The 14,647-nt window shown below is 72.3% G+C and carries 15 protein-coding genes and 1 pseudogene; 3 read left to right on the top strand and 13 right to left on the bottom strand.

What is annotated here, in order from left to right; genetic code table 11:
* Nucleotides 1–140 precede the first annotated feature (140 nt).
* Together ACZ6NC_RS00905 and ACZ6NC_RS00900 are read right to left on the bottom strand one after the other, a co-directional pair.
* A complete protein-coding gene (locus tag ACZ6NC_RS00905; protein WP_465727538.1) occupies nucleotides 141–584 on the bottom strand; it encodes a hypothetical protein in 444 nt (147 codons plus the stop codon).
* A gap of 546 nt (nucleotides 585–1,130) precedes the next feature.
* Complete coding sequence (locus tag ACZ6NC_RS00900) at nucleotides 1,131–1,898, bottom strand: TioE family transcriptional regulator (protein ID WP_465727536.1); 768 nt, start codon at nucleotides 1,896–1,898, stop codon at nucleotides 1,131–1,133.
* A 58-nt stretch (nucleotides 1,899–1,956) separates the two neighbouring features.
* Between ACZ6NC_RS00900 and ACZ6NC_RS00895 the strand changes: the two genes are divergently transcribed.
* Nucleotides 1,957–3,168, top strand: a complete 1,212-nt coding sequence (locus tag ACZ6NC_RS00895) for an erythromycin esterase family protein (protein ID WP_465727534.1) — start codon at nucleotides 1,957–1,959, stop codon at nucleotides 3,166–3,168.
* Here ACZ6NC_RS00895 and ACZ6NC_RS00890 read toward each other — a convergent pair.
* From ACZ6NC_RS00890 to ACZ6NC_RS00865, 6 genes are all read right to left on the bottom strand, one after another.
* Nucleotides 3,084–3,524 carry a hypothetical protein gene (locus ACZ6NC_RS00890; RefSeq protein ID WP_465727532.1) on the bottom strand — a complete coding sequence of 147 codons (441 nt, stop codon included), beginning with the start codon at nucleotides 3,522–3,524 and terminating at the stop codon, nucleotides 3,084–3,086. The two genes, ACZ6NC_RS00895 and ACZ6NC_RS00890, sit on opposite strands and share 85 nt — an antisense overlap.
* Before the next feature lie 100 nt (nucleotides 3,525–3,624).
* The gene (locus tag ACZ6NC_RS00885; protein ID WP_465727530.1) at nucleotides 3,625–4,218 is read right to left on the bottom strand and encodes a hypothetical protein; all 594 of its coding nucleotides are present in this window, start codon (nucleotides 4,216–4,218) and stop codon (nucleotides 3,625–3,627) included.
* Complete coding sequence (locus ACZ6NC_RS00880; RefSeq protein ID WP_465727528.1) at nucleotides 4,215–5,534, bottom strand: hypothetical protein; 1,320 nt, start codon at nucleotides 5,532–5,534, stop codon at nucleotides 4,215–4,217. The genes ACZ6NC_RS00885 and ACZ6NC_RS00880 overlap by 4 nt, the downstream gene beginning before the upstream one ends.
* Nucleotides 5,535–5,601: 67 nt before the next feature.
* On the bottom strand, nucleotides 5,602–6,414 hold the full coding sequence (locus ACZ6NC_RS00875; protein WP_465727526.1) for an ATP-binding cassette domain-containing protein: 813 nt from the start codon (nucleotides 6,412–6,414) through the stop codon (nucleotides 5,602–5,604).
* An 88-nt stretch (nucleotides 6,415–6,502) separates the two neighbouring features.
* Entirely contained in the window at nucleotides 6,503–7,330 is an 828-nt protein-coding gene (locus ACZ6NC_RS00870) for a zf-HC2 domain-containing protein (protein WP_465727524.1), read from the bottom strand.
* On the bottom strand, nucleotides 7,327–7,857 hold the full coding sequence (locus ACZ6NC_RS00865) for an RNA polymerase sigma factor (RefSeq protein ID WP_465727522.1): 531 nt from the start codon (nucleotides 7,855–7,857) through the stop codon (nucleotides 7,327–7,329). Before ACZ6NC_RS00865 ends, ACZ6NC_RS00870 begins: the two co-directional genes overlap by 4 nt.
* A 220-nt stretch (nucleotides 7,858–8,077) precedes the next feature.
* Between ACZ6NC_RS00865 and ACZ6NC_RS00860 the strand changes: the two genes are divergently transcribed.
* Nucleotides 8,078–8,635 carry a hypothetical protein gene (locus tag ACZ6NC_RS00860; protein WP_465727520.1) on the top strand — a complete coding sequence of 186 codons (558 nt, stop codon included), beginning with the start codon at nucleotides 8,078–8,080 and terminating at the stop codon, nucleotides 8,633–8,635.
* Nucleotides 8,636–8,696: 61 nt separating this feature from the next.
* Here the strand turns inward: ACZ6NC_RS00860 and ACZ6NC_RS00855 are convergent, their stop codons facing one another.
* From ACZ6NC_RS00855 to ACZ6NC_RS00840, 4 genes and pseudogenes are all read right to left on the bottom strand, one after another.
* Entirely contained in the window at nucleotides 8,697–9,362 is a 666-nt protein-coding gene (locus ACZ6NC_RS00855; RefSeq protein ID WP_465727518.1) for a restriction endonuclease, read from the bottom strand.
* A gap of 299 nt (nucleotides 9,363–9,661) precedes the next feature.
* A pseudogene (locus tag ACZ6NC_RS00850) lies at nucleotides 9,662–10,126 on the bottom strand (SDR family oxidoreductase); the annotation flags it as partial.
* Between the two features lie 29 nt (nucleotides 10,127–10,155).
* Complete coding sequence (locus ACZ6NC_RS00845; RefSeq protein WP_465727516.1) at nucleotides 10,156–10,494, bottom strand: nuclear transport factor 2 family protein; 339 nt, start codon at nucleotides 10,492–10,494, stop codon at nucleotides 10,156–10,158.
* Nucleotides 10,495–10,527: 33 nt separating this feature from the next.
* A complete protein-coding gene (locus ACZ6NC_RS00840) occupies nucleotides 10,528–11,631 on the bottom strand; it encodes an NADH:flavin oxidoreductase/NADH oxidase (RefSeq protein WP_465727514.1) in 1,104 nt (367 codons plus the stop codon).
* Between the two features lie 374 nt (nucleotides 11,632–12,005).
* Between ACZ6NC_RS00840 and ACZ6NC_RS00835 the strand changes: the two genes are divergently transcribed.
* Nucleotides 12,006–12,377, top strand: coding sequence for a hypothetical protein (locus ACZ6NC_RS00835; RefSeq protein WP_465727512.1), 372 nt, complete (start codon nucleotides 12,006–12,008; stop codon nucleotides 12,375–12,377).
* 337 nt (nucleotides 12,378–12,714) lie between these two features.
* Here the strand turns inward: ACZ6NC_RS00835 and ACZ6NC_RS00830 are convergent, their stop codons facing one another.
* Nucleotides 12,715–14,496 (bottom strand): methyltransferase, encoded by a 1,782-nt coding sequence (locus ACZ6NC_RS00830; protein ID WP_465727510.1) that lies wholly within the window; start codon nucleotides 14,494–14,496, stop codon nucleotides 12,715–12,717.
* Nucleotides 14,497–14,647: the final 151 nt, after the last annotated feature.

Below are 14,647 nucleotides of genomic sequence, written 5' to 3'. Positions count from 1 at the left end.
GAAGGAAAGGGAGGCGGAAAAAGGCGGGCAATCACTCCTCTTCCCCCCGCCCCCTCCTTTGTTGTGTATGGGCCCGTCCCCGGGCTTTGTGTCCCCCCCCCCCCCCCCCCCCCCCCCCCCCCCCCCCCCCCCACTCCGCGTCAGTTGAACTTCTTGAAGGACGCGTTCTCGTTCTTCGTCTTCACGAGGTTCCTGCCGGTGCAGGCGGCGATCTCGTCGTAGACGCCGGCCCAATTGCTGTCGAAGTAGGAACGGACCCACCCACTGCAGTTCCCCGGACGCTGGTACGCCGCGGACGCGGCGTGGTTCTTCACGCGAACGCCGGAGCCGGCGCCGCTTCCGAGGACGAAGTACGCCGTGTCCCCGGGCGCGTTGTCGATGTTGGAGTACCCGTCGAAGTAACTCATGTCCCAGCCCCGCACGGCACCGTTCTGACCACTGTTGTAGAAGTAGCAGAAGGCCTGGGTCGCCGGCTCCACCACCAGACAGCGCGAGGAGGGGGTGTCGGCGTGTGCCGCCGGAGCGAAGGCAACGAACGAGGTCGCCGCGGCGGAGAGAGCGACTACAGCCGCACGTATGCGCATGTGGGTGCCTTTCTGATGGGAGTTCGGTGCCGGGCCCCGGGGGTCTGGCGGGTCCCCATCACGGGGCCCGACAGCCGACGATCCGGCGGAGGTCCCACCGTGCGACAGGTTTGATTGTCCATCAACAAGAATCCGGCCGAGGGCCAGGTGAACGGCGGACAACCCCGTTTGGCCGCGGACAAAGCAGAGACACGGGGCGGGTAGTGCCGCACGCCCGCAGGGGCAGCTCAAGGGAGGGACCGAGCAGACCGACTCCGATATCGGCCGCCCCGATCCGACCTGCTCGCCATCTCAGCCGATCCGCCACGCACCGGCGCGCTCGCCGCCCGGCGGGGCCGATGAACGCTCCGCCGAGCGCAAACGGACCGGTCAGGCGATTGTCCGGGAGCCTGCCACCCCGCCACGGACAACCGCGCCGACAGCGGCCAAGCCCCTTGTCGACCCGCGCCGCCGGGCTGGTTCGGAGAAGACCAGATCGGCGCCCTCGGCCTGGTCCTCAACGCCCTCGTACTCCTCAACGCCCGTCTTCGGCCGGCGACCGAGGTCTCATTCGCGCTCGCGGAGGTACGCCTCCAGCTCTGCGGCCCCGGTGAGCATCGCCCGCCCTCGGGCGGACAGCCGGCCGTGCCAGTCGGACAGCGCGGCCTCCAGCGGTTCCAGCCCGCCGGCCGCCCGGACCTGGGTGATCAGCGGGGCGATCTGCTCCAGCAGGTAGCCGCCCCGCCTGAGCTGGTGGGCGAGCCGGGCGTCCCGTACGTCGGCCTCGTCGTAGACGCGGTACCCGGTCTGCGGGTCGCGGCGCGGGCGCACCAGCCCGGCGCGCTCCCATTTGCGCAGCGTCGCGGGCCGGATGCCGAGCTTCCCTGCCAGCGGGCCGATGAACGTGCCGCCGGGCCCGGACACCGCGGCCGGCTCGGGCACCGCGGCCGGTCCGGACCCCGCACCGCGCTCGGGCACCGTGGTGGGTTCCAGGTCGCGGAGGGCGTTCTCCACGGCCTGGAGGGTCCGCCGGTCGTCGAGGAGCTGGGCGTGGCTCTCGTCGATGAGGCGGAACGCCTCGTCGGCCGCACCCTGGTTGACGGCCCGCATGATCGACGTCGCGGTCTGGTGGCCGTGGCCGGGCAGCAGGGCGACGAACGCGCGCAGGGCCCCCGCGTGCAGCGGGGTGTAGGTGCGGTAGCCGTGGAGTGTGCGACCGGCAGCCGGGAGGATGCCGGCCTCCTCGTAGTTCCGGATCGCCTGCGTGGACAGACCGTGCCCGCGCGCCAGATCAACCGGCCTGAGTCTCTCGCCGTTTTGAAGGTTTCGCCCCATGGAACCGACGATATCGCGGCAAAGTCTCAACCGAAGGTTCAGCGATAGCGTTGAAGGCATGGCGACTGACATCAAGGACACAGCCCATGCCGTCGAAGCTGCCGCCGTCATGAGGCTGCTCCCGGCCCGACCCCGGCTGCTCGCCCTCGGCGAGCCCACCCACGGCGAGGACACCCTGCTCGACCTGCGCAACGAGCTCTTCCGACAGCTCGTCGAACAGGAGGGCTACCGGACGATCGCGATCGAGAGCGACTGCCTGATGGGCCTGGTCGTGGACGACCACGTCACCTCGGGCACGGGCGCCCTCGACGAGGTGATGGCGCGCGGATTCAGCCACGGGTGGGGCGCGTCCGCGGCCAACCGCGAACTCGTGCGCTGGGCACGGGCGTACAACGAAGGTCGGCCCGCGTCCGATCGGCTCCGCTTCGCCGGCTTCGACGGCCCGCTGGAGATCACCGGCGCCGCGAGCCCCCGGCAGGCCCTCACCGCACTCCACGGCTACCTCGCGGCCCGGGTGGACGCGGCCCTGCTCCCCTGTACCGCGAAAACACTCGACCGCCTGCTCGGCGCCGACGACCGGTGGACCGATCCCGCCGCGATGACGGACCCGTCGCAGTCCGTCGGACAGTCGGCCGAGGCCGGTCGGTTGCGGCTGATCGCCGACGATCTGGTGGCGCTGCTCGACGCGCAGACTCCGCACCTGACCGCAGCGACCACGCCGGACAGCTGGGACCGGGCACGCCTGTACGGGCGTACCGCCGCCGGCCTGCTGCGCTACCACCACTGGATGGCCGACACCTCGCCGGCCCGGATGACCCGGCTGGTGGGCCTGCGCGACCAGATGATGGCCCACAACCTCCTCGCCGTCGCCGCTCGGGGCCCGGCACTCGTCCACGCCCACAACTCCCATCTCCAGCGGGAGAAGAGCACGATGCGGATGGGCGGGATGCCGCTGGAGTGGTGGAGCGCCGGTGCGCTGGTGAGCGCCCGGCTCGGCGAGGGGTACGCCTTCGTGGCCACGGCCCTCGGCACGATCCGGCACCGGGGAGTGGACACCCCGCCCCCGGACACCGTCGAAGGACTCCTGTACGCGCTCCCGCAGGACCGCTGCGTCATCGACGCCCCGCGGCTGGCCACCGCCCTCGGCGGCACCCGGCCCGCGCCCCGCGTGTCCCCCTGGTTCGGCTACGCCCCGCTCGACCCGGCCCACTTGGCGGACAGCGACGGCATCGTGTTCGTCAAGGACGTCCCGCAGAGCCCGGGAGCGTAGGTGCCGGGCGGTCCGCTGCGGATCGCCCGGCACCGTACGCTCCGGCGGATGGTCAGAGCGGATGGACGTGCGGCGCCGAGCTGTACGACCGCGGCGACGACGAGTACGGTCGTGCGACCCACCGCGTCGGCCGGCGGCCCGATGACGGCCAGGCCGAGCGGCAGCAGGGCGAGGCTGCACATCCAGTCGACCGAGCTGACCCGGCCGAGGACCGACGGGGGGAACTGGCGTTGCAGCGCGGTGTGCAGGAGCGTGTCGAACGGCATCATCGCGAATCCCGCGATCATGTATCCGCCCACCACCCACCACAGTGAGAACGGGGAGAGCAGCACGAGCGGCACGGTCGTGAGGAGCACGTCGAAGGGCGGCGATCGGCGCCCGCCGTCTGACAGTCCCCTCGACTCCGCCGGCACCACGCTCGCTGCCGCCCACGCCCGGAGGACGGGCGCGGCCGGGTTACCGGCGGCTCCCGCGCGCGGTGTAGGCGACGACGCCTACAACGGTCAGGACGGCGGCCACTGTCGTGGAGGTGGTGGTGCGGGGTTCCTGAACCATCCAGGTCAGTGCCTGTCCACCGAGGGAGATCCGAGGTCCCACCGCCAGCATGAGCAGGGCCCAGCCGATGGAGGGGGCCCAGGCCGCGTGGGCCCCGAGGAGCACCGCGGCGAGGGCGGTCAACGCGGTGAGCGCCAGGACGGCCTGCACGAGGTTGCCGAAGGGCACGGCGCGCGCCTGTTGACCGGCGATCAGGTGGACGGCGGTGAGCAGACCGAGGAGGCCTGCGCCGAGCGCAATCACATGGACGGCGCGGATCAACCACCAGGGGACGGGCGTGCCGCGTTCCAGTTCCTCGTCCGGGCCCGCGAGGGTGCGGGCGGTGGCGGCGACGCCCAGCACGGCGGCGATCAGACCGACCATGCGAGACGACGACGGATCGTCCAGCAGGTACCCGGCCCAGGTGAGACCGGCCGCGGCGAGGAAGACGAGTACGGTCGCCGGGATCCCCCGGCTGCGCAGGTGCAGCACGATGCCGCGCAGGTCCGGGGTCATCGGCCCGCTCCCTGGCCCATGACGACGGCCAGCGGGTCCCCGCAGCTCAGTCCGGCCTTCCGGACGTCCCCGACCCGCTGACGGCGCTCTTGGGCAGGCAGCGCGCGCAGCGTGTCGTACGCCGTGCGGGCGGCCGGGCTCAGCTTGTCGGTGGGGGTGTCCAGGAGCAGCGCGACGATCGCGCCGGAGGCGTCGCTCGCGCGGGTCCGTTCCTGGTCCCCGGCATAGCAGCCGAGGTCGACCGTGGCGTTCTGGACCAGCACAGCGAGGACAGTGGCCGGGTCCCACCGGATGCCGCCTTCCTGGGTCCGGTACGGGAGCTGGACGCGGACCGTGTCGAGATCCACGGCGTCGGCCGCCGGCTTGCCGTCGTCGAGCATCCAGCTCACCGGGTCCTCCTGCACCCGCCTCGGGCCGCCCGGCACGTCGGCGAAGAGGTCGAGCACCTTCTGAGCGGGAGCCATGAGATCGGGCAACGTGTTGCTGTGCACCTTGGTGACACAGATCCGGCTGTCGTGCGGTGCACAGACCAGGGCGGTGGCCTGCGGGGCGGGGACGATCGCGCCCGATGGCGCCACCAGCGTCCCGAGGACCACCCCGGCCACGGCCGGCGTCAGGGCCAGCAGCCGGGCACGCGTGGTGACCGCAGCTGCCAGCAGCACGCCGGTGGCACCGAGGGCGGCGAACCAGATGCCCTGGGCCACGGACAACGAGGGCAGTACCCGGTGGAAGTCGTCCGTCACCGGCAGCATCGGGAGCACGGTGTCCACCAGACGGTTGGCCGGCCGGCCGTCCCGTGCCTGGCTCACAGTCAGGATCAGGAACAGCAGCACCGCGCCCAGCGGCGCCGCGACCGGCGCGGGCGCCGCACGTCCGATGCCCAGCCCGAGCAGGGTGACGGCGACAACGGCGAGCAGTCCCACCGCAAGGCCCAGCGGCCACTCACCGTCGCTGTAGGTCGCGTGCCCGGTGACCACCACCACTGCCCATCCGACCATCGCCGCCACGGCGAGCACCGCCGTGCCGACGATGACCAGGAAGGCGGGCAGCAGCCGAACCGGGCGCGGCCGTGGCGTGGCGGCGAACAGCTCGGAGACCGCGCTGCGCTGCTCCCGCCCGCCGTGCCAGATCGCGGCGGCCAGCGCCACGGGCAGCCCGATCCAGGCGGTCCCCCGCATCGAGTAGACCAAGGGGGTCCAGCTGGCCGCCCATTGCTGGACGTCCATCCAGAGGAAGACCCGGGTCAGGGCGGCCAGCACCAGGAACAGCGCCAGGGCGATCGAGCGCTTCGCCTCCAGGCGCACCATTCGGAACATCGCAGTCTCCAGTAGTCGGGTGGATCAGGACATGCAGGGGTGTCGGAAGGGGAGCGTGCGGCGCCGCCTATCCGCGGGCGCCGGCCTTGCCCTCGCGGTGCCGGCGCAGGAGGGCGGAGTAGCCGCGCTCGAAGTCGCTGTCGCCCGGGTCGGCGTCGGTTCCCGCGGCACGGAGGTGGTCGATGTGACCCGCGAATACCGTGCTGCCCTCGTCCATCAGCACGACGCCGGCGCAGGCGGCGCCGACGTCCTCGACGAGGTGGGTGGAGACCAGGACGCAGGACTGGGCGCCGATGTCGCGCAGCAGAGCGCGGAACTCCATACGCTGGGCGGGGTCCAGGCCGACCGTGGGCTCGTCGAGCAGCAGGATGTCGGGGTCGTTGACGATCGCCTGGGCGATGCCGGCCCGGCGCAGCATGCCACCGGAGAGCGAGCCCATCCGGTCATCGGCCCGGCCGGTCAGGTCGACCCGGTCGATGGCGTGCTGCACCGCGTCGGCGGTCCTACGGCGGGGCACCTCCTTGAGCCAGGCCATGTACTCGACGAACTCGCGCACCGTGAAGCGCCGGTAGTGCCCGAAGGCTTGCGGCAGGTAGCCCAGTCGGCGGCGCAGTTCGCGCAGTTCGCCACGGCTGCGACGCGCGTTGCCCAGGAGTTCCAGGTCGCCGCTGTGCGGGGTCAGAACGGTGGCGAGCGTACGGATCAGGGTGGTCTTGCCTGCCCCGTTGGGGCCGAGCAGGCCGTGCACGCCGATGCCGAGGTTCAAGTCGATCCCGTCGACCGCGGCGCGGCGGCCGCGCCGCACGGTCAGCGCGTGGGCGTGGATGTGATGGGAGTACCTGGTGGGGGCGATCTCGCTCGCGGTGCCGGTTCCGGGCATGGCAATTCTCCTCGCTGTGCGGGTGAAGGGCGATGTGGGTGAAGGGCGGTGCAGGTGAACGACGGTGCGGTGAACGACGATTCGGCGTTCAGCGATGGCGCGCGCGGGCCTCACGGGGGTGCAGATAGGCGTTGCGGCACAGGACGACGGCGACGCCGAAGACCGCGGTCGCGGCCGCCCATCCAGGGGCGGTGGACTCCTGCAGGTAGGACGGAACGGTTCCGCCCTCGACGGCGGGGACGACCACGAACAGGGCCCAGCCGGCGCCCAACGCGGTCGCGGCGCGCTGGATGCCCACCACACTGCCCAGCACCAGGCTCGCGCAGGTCAGCGCGAGGGCCGGCAACAGGACCAGCGCGGGTGCGGTGCCGGCGATCCAGCCGGCGGCCGCCAGCGCCGGGATCACGAGGGCCAGCACGGCCAGGGTCCGCCGCAGGAGCAGGCCGAGCCCCGCCCTCGGGGTCGTGGCGATCAGCTCGTGGACCGGGTCGCAGTGCGGGCCCCAGCTCAGGGCCACTCCCAGCAGCGGCATCGCCGGGGCCAGCAGCAGGAGGGCCGGGGAGTTCCGCGCGGCGGCCGACGACAGGACCAGGGCGCCGAGAACGACGAGGACGATCGCCGCGACCCACGGTCCGAGCGCCGGGGCGGCCCACCGGGCCAGTCCGCGCCGTACCCGTCGCCACCGTCGGCGGCGTACCGGCGACAGCGTCGCCGACAGGCGCCCGTGCACCTGCTCCATCAGCGCGGTGTCGGCCGGGCAGTGGGCGAGGTACACCTCCCTCAGTTCGGCCTGGCAGGCGGCGCACCCTTCCAGATGCGCCTCCAACGTCCACAGCGCCCCGGCGCTCGGACCGGCCTCGGCGCCTGGGTCCAGCACGTAGCTCACCAGCAGTTCGCGGGGGACGTGCAGAGTCATGACAGTGCCTTTCGCATGTCGAGGCGGGCACGGCGGGCGCGGGTCTTGACGGTGCCCTCGGGAATCCGCAGCAGCTCGGCGGTCTCACGCACCGTCAGCCCGTCGAGCACCATCGCGGTCAGGACCTGGTGCAGCTCGGGGGCCAGCCGGTCCAGGGCCGCTCCCAGATCGCCCCCGATCGAGGCGTCCAGCACCTCGTGCTCGGCCGAAGGCGCCAGGCCCGGGGCGACGGACGCCGGCGGGAGGGTGCTGTGCCGGCCGCGGACCCGGAACGCGTCCACCAGCCGACGGGCGGCGATCGTCCACAACCAGCCGCCGGCCTCCTCGCCGCGCATGCTGTCGGCGAAGGACCCAGCTGCCCGCCACACCGCCATGTACGTCTCCTGCAGGACCTCGGCGACGATCTCGTCGTCCGCGCAGCGCCGACGCAGGCGCGCCGTCAGCCACGGGGCGCTGCGCCGGTACAACTCGTCGAAGGCCGCGGTGTCCGCACGGGAGATCCGCCGGACCAGCTGCGCCTCGGTCAACGAGGCCGGTGAACGTTTCACGTCCTGGTCTGACGGAGCACGCAGCCTCCCGGTTTTCCCCGGCGATATGATCCACGTCACATCACCGGATCGCGTCGGATCGGGCGACGGTGAAGATCCGCCGACCCCTCCCCGACCTCCGGGGAAATCACCCACTACACCTTGGGAGTTGTTCAAACTGGCTGGCGCCGCAGGTGGGCGAGGGTGTGGGCTGGGGCCCATGGAGTCGACGTGGGGAATCGAGGGATGGCAGCCGCAGTGGCAGAACAGCCCGGCCGCGGTTGCCGCGCATGCGGGCGCTGGGCTCGGGGCGCTGATCGGGCAGCAGGTGACCGGGGCTTGGGGCGTGTGGCTGGTCGAGGAGGATGAGTGGTTCGCAGACCTGCCGGTCATCCTGGAGATCGGTGGCCGGCAGGTGGTGGTGTGTGTGAACCGGTTGGAAGACCTGTCGGCCACCTGGGACGTGATCGACACCGCCACTGCCCCGACGTGGTGGAACGACTGGACGCTGCAGTGGCGCCGCGATGTGCATCCGGCGTTGCAGGACGTTGTCGGGCGCACGGTCACCAGGGTCGGGTTCAGCGAGTACGACCTGCGTCTGACCGATCCGACCAGCGGCCGGGTTTCGTCGGTGTGGGTCCTGACCGGGCTCGTCCTCGGGCTGGGTGATACCGGATTGTGGATCCACAACGCCGTCGATGAGAACGGACTTGAGACCGGGCTGCCGCCCGAGGACCACGAGAACCGGACCACCTGGCTGAGTGCCGCCGTGTCATGAGGCGCCAGGCCGTCGCGAGCGAGGCGGTGGGCCGGCAGGAGCACCGGGCTGTCCCTACCCGCTACCCGCGAGGAGCGGAGGGGGTCCTGCGGGGAGGCGGGGGCGTGGCCGCCTGCCACATGGCGACGATGGCCTCAAGGGTGGTGCCGTTCTTCCACATGGCGAGCAGGTCGCGGTTCACCAGGGTGATCCGGTGCTTGCGTCCGTAGTGCTCGGCGTCCTTGGTGTAGGCGCAGGAGGCGACGAAGACGGCGATGTCGGCGTGGTGCTCGGGGCGGGCGGTGCCCACGAAGGTCTGCATCTCCCCTGAACGGACTTTCCGGTGGGGCGCGTAGCGCTTGCACTGGATGACGATCTTGTCGCCGGTGGGCGTGTGGGCGATGACGTCGGCGCCGAGGTCGCCGCGGCCGCCGACGGTGTGGACTCCGGTGAGGCCGTCGCGGCGGCACAGGGCGGCGACGTGGTGTTCGAACTCGGTGCCGGTCATCGCGTCGACCGCGGCCAGGGACTGGTCTCGGCGCAGCTTTTCCTGTTCGGCGAGCCAGGCCTGGTGGCCGGCGGTGGCTTCGCGGTGCGCGGTGTACAGGCGGGTGGCCCACCAGGTGGCGGCGGCGAGAGCGAGGGCGAGGGCCGCGACCCACCACAGGCCGGGGTTGCCGGCGACGATGAGCAGCAGGACGGCCGTGACCACGCCGGCCGCCGCCCGGGCGGGGTGGCGGCGCGCCATCCGATAGAGGAGCGCCCGGGCAGTCTTCTTGGGCTTCCTGGTCGTGCGACGCCTGACGGTGCGTGAACGCGGTGGCACCCGCGCCCCCTCTCCCCCGGATGATCGACCAACGATGCGTTGGACCGCTCCAGATTCGGGTGCGTCGGCCGGGGTGTGCAAGAGCGCACGGGAGCACGGAGCCACCGGCTGTGCAGCGGGTGAGTGGGGTTCAGGTAGGGGTGATGCCGGAAAAGGACATGCGTGGGCCTCCCGAAGGCCCTGAGCCTGATGGCCGCGCTTACGGGCGACGGTGGCGGCGGCTACCAGGGCACCACCTGGCCCCGGTGGTCGACGAAGTGGAGACCGGGCTTCCCTCGGTGGCGCTCGATCGTCTCCGTCACGCCGGGGATGCTCTCCTCGACGCTGAGATCGGCGTCGGGCCCGCCGAGTTCGGTGCGCACCCAGCCCGGGTCCATGAGCAGCAGCGTCCGCGTGTCCTCGGCGTTGCGGGCCGCGTAGCTGCGCATCAGCTGGTTCAGCGCGGACTTGCTGGCCCGGTACAGGTCCTGCCCGCCGTCGGTGTTCAGGGTGATGCTGCCCTGGTCGGAGGACATGACGCCGATGGTCCCGGTCGGCGCGACCAGCGGGCGCAGGGTCTCCACGACACGCATCGGGCTGAGCGCGTTGGTGATCACGACCTCGATGAACATCTGCGTCGGCTCCTCGCCGATCGGAATGTCGCCGCGCGTGATGGCGGCGTTGACGAAGAGCAGGTCCGCAGCTCTCCCGTTGCCTTCGTGTGCGGGAGTTGGTTTCAGCGTGCGCTGCCGATGGCGCGGTCGGTCTCGGAGCCCTCGAGCATCAGCGTGGTCTCCTCGATCCGGCTGAACAGGCCGTCGCGGCCGAGGTCGGCGAACACGTACACCTCCATCTCCATCCGCACGGTGGAGCCGTCCGTCTTCGTGATGTGGGCGGTGTGCCGGTCGGCGTACTTGCTGCCGTCGTAGAGCTCCTCGTGGACCACGACGTGGCCGTCGGCGACGACAGTTCGAGTGTGGGTGATGTGGCCGAGGAACTCGGCGCGGTCGGCCCACTCCCCGTCGGTGCGCTGCCGGCACTCCGGGGTGAAGTGGCGGTCGGCGGCCTCGGGCACGCCCCATCGGCAGCACCACGTATCGGGCTGTCGCTATGCGCGGTGGTACTGGACGGGTACGTGCACCCGGACGCCGAGCTCGGCGGCGGCCTGGCGCGCCCAGTACGGGTTGCGCAGCAACTCGCGGCCGATCAGGACGGCGTCGGCCCGGCCGCCGGCGATGATGTCCTGGGCCCGGGCGGGGTCGGTGATCAATCCGACGGCTGCCACGGGCATGCCGGCCTCACGGCGCACCGCCTCGGCGAAGGGCACCTGGTACTCGGGCCCCGCCTCGACCCGGGCGTCAGGGACGATGCCTCCGGTAGTGACGTCCATCAGGTCCACGCCGTGGGCCATGAGCTCCTTGGCCAGCCGGACGGTGTCCTGCGAGGTCCACCCCTCGCGGCCGTCCTGCAGGTTCTCCGTGAGCCAGTCGGTCGCGGAGATGCGGAAGAAGACCGGCTGCTCCTGCGGCCACACCGCGCGAACGGCGTCCACGACCTCCAGGGCGAAGCGGACGCGGCCCTCGAAGGAGCCACCGTAGGCGTCGGTGCGGTGGTTGGTGCTCGGGGAGAGGAACTGGTGGATCAGGTAGCCGTGGGCGCCGTGGATCTCGGCGACCTGGAACCCGGCGTCCAGCGCGCGCCGGGCGGCGTCGGCGAACTGCCGCACGATCCCGCCGATCTGCTCCTCGGTCAGCTCGTCGGGCGTGGTGTGCGCGGGGCTGAAGGGTACGGCGCTGGGGCCCACCGGAGTCCAGCCGTGGGCCTCGTCCGCGGCAACGGCGCGCCCGCGCTCCACCCAGGTCCGCTCGGTGGACGCCTTGCGCCCGGCGTGGGCGAGCTGGACGGCCGCAACGGTGCCCTGCGCCTTGAGGAAGGAGGTGATCCGCCGGAATGCAGCGACCTGCGCGTCGTTCCAGATGCCCAGGTCGTACGGGCTGATGCGCCCCTCGGGGCTGACGGCCGTGGCCTCCGTGATGATCAGCCCCGTGCCGCCGGTGGCACGCGCCGCCAGGTGGGCGAAGTGCCAGTCCGTCGGCACGCCGGCCGCGTCACCGTCCGGCGCGGCGCTGTACTGGCACATCGCCGGCATCCAGATCCGGTTGGGAATGGTCAGCGACCGCAGGGTGTACGGGCTGAAGAGGGTGGTGTTCATGGCGGATCTCCTGGTGGGGCGGGGATGCCGTTCATAACGTTGCAGGCAGGCTTTATCTGATCTGACAATAGTTGCATGCGCGCAGCATTTGCAAGCATGGGCCCCTCCGTCCGCGTTCCATCCGGCAGGCGTGGACCGCCTCGACCTCGTCACACCGGTCCTTCACGACCGCCGGACGCCTCACAGGCAGGCCCGCGACGACCAGTGGCTGACCCCGAGCGACTCGACGTAAGGCGCGGACTCCTCGTGCGGGCCCTGCAGCTCGGGGATGAAGCCATGACTCCCGGTCGCCTTCGGGGGCCGGGGGGTGGTCCGGCTGGTCCGGATGCCACCGTGCGGGTGCGGCGGACCGACCCGGCGGCCACGTTGAGGGGATGGAAATCGTCGTCGTGCTGGAGATGGATATGCCAAGCAATGTTCGGGTCCTCGGCCCCGACCGCACGCCAGCGGACCCGGAGAACCCGGTACGCCGCGTGCACGCCGCACCCGCGGAAGCCTCAGGCGCCTGTGGTCCGCACACGCTGTGCGGCCTGGACACCGGCGAGATGACCCTCGCCCCGCACCGGTTCACCGACACCGACCAGCCAAGACCCCGGCCACACTGGCACACGTGCAGCACGTGCCAGACCGCCAGCCAGACCGCCAGCCAGAACACCAGTCGGAACACCACACCCACCGCCACCGAGCCGGCCACCACAGAGCATCGCGAGGACGACGCTCAGCCGGCGGGAGCCGCGGCACGCTGATCGGCCGCCCCGATCTGTCGGCAGCGTCACCGGCGGGCTACCCAACCAGCCCCGCACGGGATCGAGGGCTCACCCCAACCGGGCGGGCCCTCGACTCTTCTCCTCCTCCCCGGGCATTGCCGGTAGGCCCTCAGCGCGTTCGGGCGGGCCGATCGGGCCTGACACACCCCTGCGCCGGAACGCGAGGTGGCCGAGGCCATCGGAACGTCGTCGGCTGGCTCCGCCAGGCGGCGAAGCGCCCCGGCAGCATCAGGCGGTCAGGGCGGCGGTGCGCAGGCGGGCGGCGGAGCGGGCCAGTCCCGGGTGTCGCCCCGCGTCGCCCCGCGGGCGGCGGCCGTCACACGACGGTGGCCAGCTCCGTTCCCGCCGCGACCGGGGCCCGGCGGGGTGCGACCGGGGCCTGACGGGGTGTGGGTGCGGATGCGGGCCTGGGCACAGCAACCTTGCGCGCGTGCAGGACGGTGGCGTCGAGCGGCAGCGGCGAGCACTCCACCAGTTCGAGTCCCGCGTCGCCGAGCAACCGGGCGTAGTGGTCGGCGCGGCGTTCCCGGCCGCCGGTGTTGCACATCATGTGGAGGTCCCACGCGGTGGCCAGTGAGGCCGACCCGTCGGCGGGCAGCATGCGCTCGACGATGAGCAGGTCGGCGTGGGCGGGCATCGCGCGGGCACAGTGGCGCAGGATCTCCCGGCAGCGCGCGTCGTCCCAGTCGTGCAGCACCCGGGAGAGGACGTAGACGTCCGCGCCCGCCGGCACGTCCGCGAAGTCACCCGCCCGGTAGGTGCAGCGCTCGCCGCACCCGCTCGCATCCAGCAGCCCGCGGGCGGCCTCGACGGTGTGCGGCCGTTCGAGCAGGACGCCACGCAGGCGCGGGTGGGCGGTGAGGATGCGCCCGAGCAGTTCCCCGTTTCCGCCGGCGACGTCGACGACGGTCATCGGGGCGGGTGCCGCGCCGGCGGCCGCGACGACCGGGTGGGCGGGGATCGGTTCGAACATGCGGGAGCTCGCGGCCATGGACCGGTCGAACAGCTCCGCCAGTTCGGGGTGACGGGCGAAGTGGTCGAAGTGGTTCTCGCCGAAGAGATGGTCGAAGGCGGGCTGCCCGGTCCGCACGGTGTGTCCGAGGCCGGCGAAGGAACGGTAGAACGGGCCGCCGTACATCAGGGCCAGCGGCCGCATCGACCCCGGGGAGTCCGTACGCAGCAACGCGCCGAGCCCGGTGAGCCGGAAGCCGTCCCCGTCCTGCGCCACCACGTCCAGCATCGCGAGGTAGCGCAGAAGCGTCGCGAGGCTCTCCGGGTGGGCGCCGACCTGCCCGGCCAGTGCCTCGACGCCGGTCCCCGCGCGGGTGTCCAGGGCGTCGGGCACCCCCAGTTGCGCGCAGACCGCCAGGGCCTGTGTCGTCCATGCTCCGGTCAGCAGGTGCAGGAGCGTCCGGGCCGGCTGGTGCGCCCGGTGCTCGCCCAGATGCGCGGCGAGCACGTCCGGGTGATCGCCGCTCACGTGGAGTTCCACCCGCCGGTACCCGGCCTTCGATTCGGCGGGGGCGGTGAAGTAGAGGACCGTGCCGTCCTCGTGCGGGTTGTACCCGCCGCCGTCGGCGGCCGCGCCGTGCCGGGCGAGGAGTGCGCACAGGCCGCGCAGCACCAGCGGGTCCGGGCGCTCGACCTCGAAGGCGAGGTGCGCCTCGTGCTGCCGGGCCCGCTCGTGCGCGGCGATCCCGGCCAGCTCCGAGCCCGGCGGTACGGTCAGCGCGAACACCTCGACCACCCGGCGCTCCCCGTCCGGGCCGTGCACCGGCGGGCGCAGGATCGTGACGTCGAGCTCGGCCGTGTCCCGGCCGTGCCGCAGGGCCAGCCGCTCCCGGACGACGACGCTGGGAATCGGCGGCGCGTCCACGGCCAGCCCGCAGGAGGCCAGTTCCGCTCGCAGCGTCGGCCGGTCCGGCGGGAAGACGAGCAGCGCGGCGTGTGCGAAGCGGCAGTGGTCCACCAGCGCCCGCAGTTCCGGGCCCTGGATGCCGGGCAGCAGGAGCCTGAGCAGGGTGGTGCTGTCCTGTTCCCTGACGAATGCGGCCGTCGCGCGGAGGCGGGTCACATCGTCCGGGGGCGTCGTCGTCATGGCGGAGGGGTCCTCGTTCCGGTGCTTGATGCTCGGTGCTCGGTGCTCGGTGCTTGATGCTCGGTGTGCGTTGCGCGGTGTGCGGTGTTCAGTGCCCGGGTCCCACGCTCGGGGCCGGTCCGGTGCTCGGGCCCCGACGCCCAGGCCCCAC

It is taken from the genome of Kitasatospora sp. NPDC041988, from assembly GCF_055588525.1.
This window is presented reverse-complemented; position numbering and strand designations above follow the sequence as displayed.